Origin of the sequence: Siminovitchia sediminis, assembly GCF_042680885.1 — a bacterium.
Lineage (GTDB): Bacteria > Bacillota > Bacilli > Bacillales > Bacillaceae_C > Siminovitchia > Siminovitchia sediminis.
Window position 1 is genome coordinate 146,573 of record NZ_JBHUEO010000121.1, and the last position, 11,971, is coordinate 158,543.

The window sequence follows — 11,971 nt, forward strand, 5'->3', positions numbered from 1 at the left end:
TGAATCTTGAATATAAAGTAAGAGTTAAACCTTTTCATCTATTATTAAAAGGATTTTTTACGAGGAAAATATTTTGGCAATGGGCGACCGAATAATCCATTGCATTCTAAAACTATAAAATGGCGTTGTTGACTTTTTTGCTACTTTTGTCCAAATAATTATCGACTTCTGAATGACTATATGCCCTTGTTGACAGCGTAGTTAAATCGGGTGCGAGGTGATTATCCTGTGATCAAATTAGATAGAAAGTAAAGTTTTGAGGATTCAATAAGTTCAAATAAAAAATTCAGCTTTTGTCGAATTACAGTAAAAGTTTCACATAGGTATTTTCCTTCTTTTTGTCGAATTAAATCAACGAATAGGCAATAAGGGGGATTCTTATGGCATATAGAAAAGTAAGATTTGAATATTATCAAGTGGCTTACCGTAAAAGTGCCGATGGAAAAAATAATAGAGATAGATTGTTTAATTTACAGGAATGGATGCAAAAAGCGATGGCTTTATCGCTAGAGGGAAGGACATATGATTATCGTTCTGAACAAGCTCGTTTAGACACTGCATATTGGGATCCAGAGTTGGAGTTTTATTTCTTGCACTTTGTTCGACTTCGAGATACAAATATCCCATCAAAAGCAAGAGCTAGCAGCCAAGTAGAGCCTTTTGAACTTGATGACGATGAATATTTGGGAGAGGAAGTTTCCGCACTTTATGATGAGGACAATCATATATTATTGCTGCAGAGAAATAAGTATAGTCTTGGTCCAGAGGGTATAGAAGAATATCTGAATTTGCTATGGGATAGAGACGACGAGATGATTTATTTAAGACCAGTTTGTCCACCAAATGTTTTCGAGGAAGTTAGAAAAGCTTCCGAGTATAGAAGAATCAGTCTGCGGTTCGCTGATCTAAATGTTAAAGCAAGTCCTAGAATGATTGATAAATTCAGGTCTCCTTTAGGAAAAATAATAAAAGGTTTTGATGAATACGATGGAATAAACGCTCAAATTATAATGACTGTTGGAAACAACCGTTCAGCTTCGCTTGATGAAGAAACGGTTAAAGATACATTGATCGATATAGAAGAAAATTCGGATCTTTTTTCTAAAGCAGAGATAGCTAAAAAAGACGATGATGATGCAAAAGTGGAGCTTGTTGATTTATTTGAACATAAAGCCCATGATTTTGGAACTTTTCGGATGGAAAAGAAGGAGTCGCTTAACCATTACCGAGTTGCTGAAGAGCTGTGGAAAATTTATAGTCCAGCAGAGGGCTGTAACAATAGGCAAGCAGATATAAATCGATATCTGCTGCCTTAATGGAGGTGAAAACGCCTTGTGGAACGTTTTGTAATTTTTTTTCATAAAACATATCCATTTTTCATCGGTTGTTTGGTTTCAGGGATTTTATTTTGGTTAAATATTGATTATAGAATACCAAACTTTGAAAAAGTACTTGATAACGCAACTATTTTCAGCTCGATTGTGGTAGGATTTTTAGGAGCACTATTGGGGATATTAGTAAGTATCAAAGACGCTGAAATAGTTGCAACAATTTTTGAAACAGAGGAGAAACACACTTTAAAATCCTATTTTAATGAAACCTTTCTCTTAGGAATAATTGTTGTGTTGTTTTCTTCTTTGATGCAGGTATTAAGGAGTTATGAGAATTCAACAACTTTAATTATGTTTCATTTGTGGGTTCTTATTTCAATTTGGTTCATACCTTCGACATATAGGATTGTGAATATATTAATGTCTGTATTTTTTAAAGTGAACAATTCGAAAAGCCGACCTGAAGATGATGATTCCAAACTGACTGAAACGGATAGTAAAGAAATAAAGTCATTTTTATCTAAGCCCCGATAACTAAATTAGAAAAGAGAATTTGATTAAACAAAAGCTTAAAGCTGGAAATAAAAATAACCCTCTTTAACATGTGCCCCTTTACATTTGTATTATTTGAAAGGGGTTTTTTTAATGTGGAGGACTACATGCCAAAAAAAGCTATGAAGTATGGAGGAATCAATTACGTACGCAGGCTGCATAACGCTTGAAATAGCCCCAATCAATACATATATATTCTTCTACATAGCTGCCACTACTGGGGTTTATTAGACCCAAACTAACCTCAAAAACATACTTATTGATGCCTATCTTACATTGTTACAAAATGAATAAAAGCCTGAATCCATGGCTTAACAAGGTATAAAAGGGTTTAAATACTACATTTTGCAATAGAAGAAATAGTGAATAACCATTAAAAGACCTTTCAGTGGTAACTGCCTACATACTCCGATTAGAAAATTAAACCCCAAATAAACCCCAAAAAGCCTGTATCAATTAAAAACGACTTAATCTGTATCAATAAAAAAAGCGCCCATCCCCTTGATAACAAAGGGTTAGGCGCTTATCTGTTATATCGGGATGACAGGATTTGAACCTGCGACTCCTAGCACCCCATGCTAGTGCTCTACCAAGCTGAGCTACATCCCGGAAATTCGCGACAACTCTATTATACGTGATTCCGTCCTAGAAGACAATAAAAAATGTGTTCCTGAATTTTTTTCTAATACTATATCCGGTAAAAAGGAGTACCTCTCAGCAAGTACCTCAAGATCTTCCCAAACGAGTGTTATATCCTACGGAGCATAGGTGATTTGCGGTTGTCCGGTAGGAAATTGAGAAGAAATGCTCCCGAGTACAGGGAAATGGCGGTTGTTCGGTAGAAATACGAAGAGTAATGCTCGAGTTTGAAGAAATCGTGTTTGGTCAAAGTAAGGATTCTGTACGAAATCAAAAAATCCTATTTGGTCAGCAATCTCATTCACCATAAGAAAAAGCAGGCAAGAGTTCGCTCCTGCCTGCTCCAGCCCACTATTAAGCTTTAGGCTGCTGCTGGGTAATACAGTGGATGTTGCCTCCGCCAAGGGAGACTTCACGTGTGTTTACAGCGACGATCTTACGGTCCGGGTACATTTCTTTAAATACTTCGATCGCTTCTTCGTCTTTTGGATCGCCGAATGCCGGGATGACGACACCGCCATTACAGATATAGCAATTGACGTAAGTGGCGATGAATTCAGTGTTGGCCGAGCGGTCAAATGCATCGGCTGCAAAATCGATTTCTCTCGATTCCTCTTCTGTGATGGTGATTTGTTTCGGCATCGGGAGTTTATAGATCTTCAGTTTTCTGCCTTTGGCATCAACTTCCTGTTCAAGCTGCTTGTAAGCGGCTTGCAGTACTTCATAGTGCGGGTGTTTGGGGTCGTCCGTCCAGCCGATGGCAACCTCTCCAGGACGCACATAAAATAACACTTCATCCACATGTCCGTCTGTTTCATCGTCAACCAATCCATCTTTGATCCATATGATTTTTTCAATATTCAAGTATTCTTTGAGTTTTTCTTCCACTTCTTCTTTGGACATGTCCGCATTTCGGTTTGGGTTCAGGACGCATTGTTCTGTTGTAATGAGAGTTCCTTCCCCGTCCACATGGATGGCACCGCCCTCCAATACGAAATCTTTGGCATCATATCTATCGATGTTCTCTATCTCCAATACTTTTTGTTTCACCAGCTGATCCTTGTCCCAAGGGAAGTACAGTCCTTCATCCAATCCGCCCCAGGCGTTAAACTGCCAGTCGACCCCCCGGACTTCACCTTTGTCATTTTTAACAAAAGTAGGGCCGATATCGCGCATCCACGCATCATTCGAAGAGATTTCAACCACCCTGATATTTTCGTCCAATAGAGCTCGGGCATTTTCAAATTGGTCTGCATTGACACACACCGTTACCGGTTCAAATTGGGAAATCGCTTTCGCCACCTCTGCAAAAGCTCGCTGTGCGGGCTTCGCTCCCGCCCTCCAGGTGTCTGTTCTTACGGGCCAAAGCATCCATGTGCCTTCATGTTCCTCAAATTCACCCGGCATTCTAAAGCCGTCTTTCCTTGGTGTACTATGAATGGTCCGTGCCATACTATCCCCTCCATTTATATTCATCCATGTAACATGCAATTTATGTGCCAATTATTCTTTCTGCATAAAAATACATCTCGGGTCACCTGACAGTACCTGCAGGAGTTGCAGCCTTCTTTACTGCACCCCATATTTTTTCAACCTTCTCAAATAGGAAGATTGGGTCATACCGAGAGCCTGCGCTGCTTTCCTTGTCGAGGCATTCTTCATTTTTGCTTCCTCTATCAATCTTTTCTCTATTTTTTCCAGGTATTCCGGAAGGCTTTGGTTGTTTAGCTTTTGGATGGAATGCTCCATTAGCTCTTCATACAAGATTTTATCCGGCAAATCGGAAACCGTGATGGTATTGCCTTTTGCTGTAACGACTAATCGCTCGATCATATTTTCCAGCTCTCGGATATTTCCTGGCCAGCTGTATGTTTGAAGGTACTCCAGGACGCCCCCGTCCAAGGTTAAATGTTTCATGTATTTTCCGTTAAAGAGATTCAAATAATGATAGACCAGCGGGGGGATATCTTCAACCCTTTCCCGGAGTGAAGGGATTTGAATGGAGACTACATTCAGACGGTAGTATAAATCTTCACGAAACCGCTTTTCTTCCACCATTTTCGTAAGATCCTGGTTGGTCGCCGCGATGATGCGGATATCCACTTTCTTCTGTTCGGTCCCCCCGATCGGGATAAAGGTCTTGTCCTGTACCAATTGCAGTAATTTTGGCTGAAGAGACAGCGGCAATTCGGCAATTTCATCTAAAAATAATGTGCCGCCGTCCGCTTTTTCCACCAGGCCTTTTTTTCCACTTTGGCTTGCCCCGGTAAATGCGCCTTTTTTATATCCGAAAAGCTCAGATTCCAAAAGAGTTTCCGGAATGGCTCCGCAGTTAATTTGGACAAAATTTTGATCTTTGCGCGTGCTGTTTGTATGGATTTCTCCGGCGATCAAGCTTTTCCCCACACCGGATTCACCCGTCAGCAAAATGGTCGCATCCACCGCGGAGACACGGTTCACCAAATCCACCAATTCCTCATTGTTCTTGCTGTTGCCGATAATCAGTTTGCCTGCTTTCTCTTTTTGCTGTCTCTTTTTTACTTCTTGAAGTTCTTCCCAGTACTTTCTCATCAATGTTTCAGCTTTTTCAAGTTTAAAAGAATTCCGGACGGTTTCAGTAATGTCTTTTACCTGAACAATAATGTATTCGGTATCATCTTCATCAATCTTTACAAGGTAACCGGTTGCAAGAAACTGCCGATCTTTTGAAGTTTGAACTTTGGTTACCACCTCTCTTTTTTCCAGCACAATTTTTGTTACGGAAGGGGTAAAAAAGCCGTTGTTTTCCATATCGTTGACATGTCTTCCGATAATTTCAGATCTAGGAGCGCCAATTTGTTTTGTACTTGTGTCATTACACCAGAGTGCGACGCCATTTTTGTCAGCTATGAAAATACCATCCTTTAAATGATTGAATACATGATGAAAATGACGGTCATTGAAAAAGTATTTTGACATGAAAACGCCTCCTAAATTCTAAAAAGTGCGCCGAAACTGAATCAAAACTTTCCGAATTCGGTTCATTTTATATTATACATTACATTCTTCCTATTAGGAAAGCTTTTGTTTTAAGGGAATCTAAAGTTGGCATGCTTCTTGCTAACTAGTATAAGTGAGGAGGATGCGTATGGAACATACACTTTTAAAAATAAATAAAGCACGCTTGCTCGATACGTTAAAAGTAAGCTCTTCCATCGGAACTTCCGAAAACGGGGGATTAAATCGCCTCGCACTCTCGGAATCCGATAAAAAAATGCGCGACACGTATATAGAATGGTTGAAAGAAGCAGGACTTGAAGTTCGAGTAGATGATTTTGGAAACATTTACGGGAGAAGAAAAGGAAAAAGGGATGAGGCTCCCTCCGTTGCATTCGGATCTCATCTGGATACACAGCCTTGCGGCGGGAAATATGATGGAATCTTGGGTGTTTTGACGGGGCTCGAGGTAATACGCGTCCTAAATGAAAACGATATCGAAACGGAATATCCTCTTGAGATTGTCAATTTTACAAATGAAGAAGGAGCGCGTTTCGCACCTCCCATGTTGGGATCAGGCGGAATTACCGGAGATTTTACGAAAGATTTCATATACAACACTCAAGATGATGAAGGAATTTCATATGAAGAAGCTCTCAAGAGCACCGGATATATGGGATATTCCCAAAATCGCCTGTCCAATGTAAAAAATTTTGTGGAGCTCCATATTGAGCAGGGACCAATTTTACATCGGGAAAATAAAACCATCGGGGTCGTTCAGGGAATCCAGGGGATTGACTGGATGACAGTAAAGGTTGTCGGAAAGACAAACCACGCAGGCCCGACACCGATGGAAGACAGGCTGGATGCTCTTGTAGCTGCCTCCAAGATGGTTGTGAAAGTAAATGAAATTACAAATGAGATCACAGGTTTGAAGACAACCGTTGGGAAAATGGATGTTAAGCCGAATGTGACGAATGTCATTCCGGGTGAAGTGGAGTTTACGATTGACATTCGCCATGAGGATAATGATTTGCGTTCACATGCCATTGAGAGATTAAAAGAACAGCTGAGTGCCATTGCTTTAATGAGCAAGGTAGAATTAACAATTACGACGGATTGGCAGTCAGAAACGACCTGGTTTGCAGACGATGTGAAACAGGCCATCCGGGAAGCAGCAGACAAGTATGGTTATTCATCCATGGACTTGTTCAGCGGTCCGGGCCATGATGCCAAATATATGGCGGGGATCGCCAACACCGGTATGATTTTCGTTCCGAGTGTTGACGGAATCAGCCACAATGAGCAGGAATTGACGCTGGATGAGGATATTGAAAAAGGGGCAAACGTCCTATTGTATGTCATTCAAAAACTGGCAGGCGCCAAATAAATTTTTTTACAAGATAAGGAGAGATTTAAATGAGTCAGCAAACTGTATTTAACGAATTATCAGCATTGGATAAGAAGCATATTATTCACCCTTCAACTAATCCGAAACTCCATTCTGAGATCGGTCCAAAACTGATATTTGAAAGCGGAGAAGGGATTTACCTAAAAGATATGAGAGGAAAAACATATATCGACGGAGTGTCCATGCTGTGGAACGTGAACTTGGGACATGGTGTGAAAGAATTGGCTGAAGCTTCTTACGAGCAAATGAAAAAAGCAGCGTACACGACTACCTTCTATGGCTATTCCAATGAAGCATCCGTTCGTTTGGCTGAAAAAATTGTTGAAGTGACACCTGGGGACCTGAACGCCATTTTCTATACTTCCGGCGGTTCTGAATCAAACGATACAGCTTTTAAATTGTCCAGATCCTATTGGGATATCAAAGGAAAGAAAGACAAGAAACTCATTATTTCTCTAAGAAGAGGGTATCACGGAGTGACCATTGCCACTCAGAGGGCAACGGGAATTGACGCTTACCGTGAATTCTCCGGATCAGGGGATCCTAAAATTGTCAATGCGAAACCTCATTTGACTGAATGTGAGCTTGGCGACAAGAGCCATCCCGAGTATGAAGGCTCCATCAGAAGCATTATTGAAAAAGAAGGCGCTGATAACGTGGCGGCTGTCATCTTAGAGCCGGTCCAAGGTGCCGGAGGTGTACATGTTCCGCCGGAAGGTTATTTGAAAGCTGTTCGTGCGCTTTGCGATGAGTTCGATATCCACATGATTGCCGACGAGGTAATCTGCGGATTCGGAAGAACCGGAAAAATGTTTGGTGTCGATCATTGGGAGGTTGTTCCTGATTTCATGTGTGTGGCTAAAGGAATGACCAGCGGATATGCACAGCTTGGCGGTGTATTGATGAGAGAAGAAATCAGAGACGCATTCTTCACATATGACGGCATGCTTCCACATGGATTTACGTACAGCGGACATCCAACTGCGTGTGCAGTCGGTTTGAAAAATCTCGAAATCCTTGAGCGCGACAACTTGATTGAAAACGCAAGACTGATGGGAGACGAATTGAAGAAAGGCCTGGAGTACTTGGAAGACAAATATTCTTTCCTTGGAAACACACGTAACAGAGGACTTCTTGCCGGATTTGATTTAATGGAAGACCCTGAGGCAGGAAAGCCGTTTGACGGATCCATCAAAGCAGCCGCTTCCGTAGTAGAAGAATCCTACAAGCGCGGACTCTTGATCAGGCCATTTGACTTCACGCCGGGCATGAACATCGTAGCAATTGCTCCGCCGCTGGTTGTTAATAAAGAAGAAATTGATAAAATTATCGCGATCGTCGACGACGCAGTGGGTGCATTTGCGAAGACATTGTAGGAAGAAAAGCGGAAGCGCCTCGTTCAGCCCGGACCAGCGTAAGACAGGCGCAGATGAAGGAGTAGTTTGGGATCAACTGCGAATGGCTTGTGACCTCGAGGGGCTAGGCGCTGCAGCTGGACAGTAGGAAAAGCGGAGGTCGGCTGTTAGGGGCGACAAGCGCTGGAACAACAACCAATGAAGGCGTTCTTTGCCTTCAATGGTTGTTGTGAAGCGACCTCGAGCCCCTGCCGCCCGTAGCTGGACAGTAGGAAAAGCGGAGGTCGGCTGTTAGGGGCGACAAGCGCTGGCCGCCTCAAAGCGCCCCATTATGTGGCTTCGGTGGCACTAGGACATCTTGTCCGTCGGAGCAACAACCAATGAAGGTGTTCTTTCTTCAATAATTGTTTTAAAGTGGCCTTGAGCCCCTGCCGTCTGGAGGCAGGCTCAGGCAGCGACGTCCAGTGGCTTTGCCTGCACTAGCGCAATCTGTACACGCTGGACATCAAAAATGCGGAGGGCAGCAGTACCAGCCGCACTTGCTGAACGATACAACAATCCACCCTGTCCCGCCAGGGGACAGGCATACAAAGGCTGGCCACTCAGCCAGCCTATTTTAGCAAAAGGGGATGAGATGATGACAACAAGTGAAACTCTGGCAATTCATCCAAAAGTAAGTGAGTTTATCAAGGGACCCGTAAAGCTGTTCATTGACGGCGGGTGGCATGAATCCGCTGAAGGACAGACGTTTGAAACGATAAACCCTGCAACAGGCGAAGTATTGGCTCATGTATATGAAGCTCGTGAAAATGATATTGACAAAGCGGTAGAAGCTGCGGTTAAAGCGTTTGAAGAAGGTCCCTGGTCCAGAATCAGCCCGGCCGATCGTGCCAAACTCATGCATAAGCTGGCGGATTTAATGGAAAGAGACTTTGAAGTTCTGGCGCAGCTGGATACACTGGACAACGGTAAACCAATTCAAGAAATGAGAAACGCTGATTTGCCGGGTGCCATTGAACAGCTTAGGTATTTCGCAGGCTGGACAACAAAAATGACCGGCCAGACTATACCGGTATCCAATTCGTTCTTTAACTATACACGCCACGAACCGGTTGGAGTGGTAGGACAGATTATTCCATGGAACTTCCCAATTATGATGGCCTTATGGAAAATCGCACCGGCACTGGCTACAGGCTGTACGATTATCCTGAAACCGGCTGAACAAACACCGCTGTCTGCCCTATATTTGGGTAAGTTGATTGAGGAAGCAGGATTCCCGGATGGCGTCATCAATATTGTTCCGGGTTTCGGAAAATCTGCAGGAGATGCGCTTGTTAAACATTCAAAGGTAAATAAAATTGCGTTCACCGGCTCCACGGCTGTCGGAAAATCCATTATGAAAACAGCAGCGGATACGATGAAGCGCGTGACACTGGAGCTTGGAGGAAAATCACCTAATATCATCTTGCCGGATGCAGATTTGGATAAGGCGATTCCTGGTGTATTCAACGGAATTATGGCTAACCAGGGTGAGGTGTGCTGTGCGGGATCCAGGGCGTTTATTCCGGAGCAAATCTATGATGAGGTCATGGAAAGGCTCGCCGATTATGCAAAAAAAGTGAAACTCGGAAACGGATTGGCTGAAGATACAGAAATGGGACCGCTCGTTTCCCAAAGGCAGCATGACATTGTTACTTCTTACATTCAAAAAGGAATTGATGAGGGAGCGAAGCTTTGGGCAGGGGGAGAAAGCCTGGACAAAGGATATTTCGTGCAGCCGACTGTTTTTGAAGCAGAAGATCATATGTCTATTGCTAGAGAAGAAATTTTCGGACCTGTTGTAGCCTGCATGCCATACAAAACAATGGATGAGGTCATCGAGCGTGCCAATAACAGCCCTTATGGCCTTGGGGCGGGACTTTGGACGGAGAGTCTAAAGAACGCTCATGTCATTGCCGGTAAATTAAAAGCTGGTTCTGTATGGGTAAACTGCTATAATCTCACGAATGCAGCCATGCCGTTTGGCGGTTATAAGCAATCAGGGATCGGCCGAGAAATGGGTTCTTATGCATTAGAAAACTATACAGAAGTAAAGAGTGTATGGGTGAACTTAGATTAATAGAGGAATGCCCGGCTGTAACTGCCGGGCAGGGCTCCTCCATGGCATTCCATAAGTGAACACCGATTGAAAACGGATTCAACTACACCTGAGAGGTAGGATGACGATGGATCAAAACAATAAGATTGAGAGAAAGTTAACTTTGATGCATGTTGTGGCCATCGGATTGGCTTATATGTCGCCTATGGCTGTTTTTGATACTTTTGGTATCGCTTCCGATGTATCTTCCGGGCACGTGCCTGCTGCCTATATTGTTGTATTTATTGCTATTTTATTTACAGCATTGAGCTACGGAAAGCTGGTCAGGCAATTCCCAAATGCGGGTTCGGTTTACACGTACACGAGGAATATTATAAATCCATATTTAGGTGTCATTGTCGGCTGGGTGACCTTTATTGCGTATATTGCGCTTCCGATGATCAATGCCCTGCTGGCGGATATTTATCTTTCTGCAGGTTTTCCGGGAATTCCCGGCTGGGTTTGGATCGTAGGATTGATCGCCATCATCAGCTTTTTAAATATTTTTGGGGTAAGAATCGCTGCATCTGTCAATATGCTGCTTGTTGTCTTCCAAGCGCTGGTAGGTATCATCTTTACGATTCTGACGATCCGATCTATTATTAACGGCCCCGAGAGCTTTATTGCGATTGGAGATATTTTCCCATCCGGAGAAGAATTTTCCGGTTTATTCGGAGCAGCAGCGTTACTGGCTCTCTCCTTTATAGGGTTTGATGCGATCACTACCCTGTCTGAAGATACGGTAAAACCGAAGAAAACCATTCCAAAAGCCATTCTTCTTGTGGCAGGGATCGGCGGCGTTTTCTTCTTCAGCGTAACGTATTTTATGCAGTCTTTATATCCGGATGTGTCTATTTTTAACGATATTGAAGGGGCTTCACCTGAAATTGCTATGATGATCGGCGGAAACCTCTTCTTGTCATTTTTCCTTGCAGGCGCATTGTTCTCGGTCTTTGCTTCCGGATTGGCTGCCCAGCTCAGCGCATCAAGACTTCTGTATGCGATGGGAAGGGACGGGGTACTTCCAAAGAAATTTTTCGGCAAACTACACCCGAAATACAATTCACCGGTCAACAATATTCTGTTGGTTGGATTGTTGTCACTATCTGCCATATTCCTAAGCCTTGAGGCGGCAACGTCCCTGATTAATGTCGGCGCATTTACGGCATTTTCGTTTGTCAACCTTTGTGTCATTATTAACTTTTTCAGGCATCAAGGTCCGCGTACATTGGGTTATACGATTAGCAGCCTTATATTTCCTGCGATCGGATTGGCGTTTGTTGTCTATCTATGGGCTAATCTGGATATTTTCTCTATTATTGCGGGAATCGTGTGGGCATTGCTCGGTGTGATTTACCTAGCGTTTACGACGGACTTTTTCAAGAAAGAACCGCCGCAAATCGCTTTTGATGAATTGGAAGCATAATCATATCTACTTTGGGATGGGGCTGTCCAGAAAGTCAGTAAAAACTGATTTTCTGTGACAGCCCTATTTTGTTTAGTTCTAAAAAAGGCATACAAAAAAATCGCCCTTTCTAGTAAAATGTAAGTTACCACACCAACATTTTAG

At 42.9% G+C, this 11,971-nt stretch carries 8 protein-coding genes and 1 tRNA gene; 6 read left to right on the top strand and 3 right to left on the bottom strand.

Features of this window, described 5'->3' with window-relative positions; translation table 11 throughout:
* The first annotated feature begins 380 nt into the window (after positions 1-380).
* Both ACFSCZ_RS19885 and ACFSCZ_RS19890 read left to right on the top strand, forming a co-directional pair.
* Positions 381-1,316, top strand: a complete 936-nt coding sequence (locus ACFSCZ_RS19885) for a DUF6731 family protein (protein ID WP_380776823.1) — start codon at positions 381-383, stop codon at positions 1,314-1,316.
* Positions 1,317-1,334: 18 nt separating this feature from the next.
* Positions 1,335-1,865: a hypothetical protein gene (locus ACFSCZ_RS19890; RefSeq protein WP_380776825.1), complete on the top strand. Its 531-nt coding sequence runs from the start codon at positions 1,335-1,337 to the stop codon at positions 1,863-1,865.
* A 553-nt stretch (positions 1,866-2,418) separates the two neighbouring features.
* Here the strand turns inward: ACFSCZ_RS19890 and ACFSCZ_RS19895 are convergent.
* The 3 genes from ACFSCZ_RS19895 to ACFSCZ_RS19905 form a co-directional block, all read right to left on the bottom strand.
* Positions 2,419-2,492: transfer RNA gene (locus ACFSCZ_RS19895), tRNA-Pro, on the bottom strand.
* A gap of 384 nt (positions 2,493-2,876) precedes the next feature.
* Positions 2,877-3,974 carry an agmatine deiminase gene (gene aguA / locus ACFSCZ_RS19900; protein WP_380776827.1) on the bottom strand — a complete coding sequence of 366 codons (1,098 nt, stop codon included), beginning with the start codon at positions 3,972-3,974 and terminating at the stop codon, positions 2,877-2,879.
* 117 nt (positions 3,975-4,091) lie between these two features.
* Positions 4,092-5,480, bottom strand: coding sequence for a sigma-54 interaction domain-containing protein (locus tag ACFSCZ_RS19905; RefSeq protein WP_380776829.1), 1,389 nt, complete (start codon positions 5,478-5,480; stop codon positions 4,092-4,094).
* 169 nt (positions 5,481-5,649) lie between these two features.
* Here ACFSCZ_RS19905 and ACFSCZ_RS19910 point away from each other — a divergent pair, with 169 nt between their 5' ends.
* From ACFSCZ_RS19910 to ACFSCZ_RS19925, 4 genes are all read left to right on the top strand, one after another.
* Positions 5,650-6,888, top strand: coding sequence for a M20 family metallo-hydrolase (locus ACFSCZ_RS19910; RefSeq protein WP_380776831.1), 1,239 nt, complete (start codon positions 5,650-5,652; stop codon positions 6,886-6,888).
* Between the two features lie 29 nt (positions 6,889-6,917).
* Positions 6,918-8,285 carry an aminotransferase family protein gene (locus ACFSCZ_RS19915; RefSeq protein WP_380776833.1) on the top strand — a complete coding sequence of 456 codons (1,368 nt, stop codon included), beginning with the start codon at positions 6,918-6,920 and terminating at the stop codon, positions 8,283-8,285.
* A 616-nt stretch (positions 8,286-8,901) separates the two neighbouring features.
* Positions 8,902-10,383: an aldehyde dehydrogenase family protein gene (locus ACFSCZ_RS19920; protein WP_380776835.1), complete on the top strand. Its 1,482-nt coding sequence runs from the start codon at positions 8,902-8,904 to the stop codon at positions 10,381-10,383.
* A 106-nt stretch (positions 10,384-10,489) separates the two neighbouring features.
* Entirely contained in the window at positions 10,490-11,827 is a 1,338-nt protein-coding gene (locus ACFSCZ_RS19925) for an APC family permease (RefSeq protein WP_380776837.1), read from the top strand.
* Positions 11,828-11,971 lie beyond the last annotated feature (144 nt).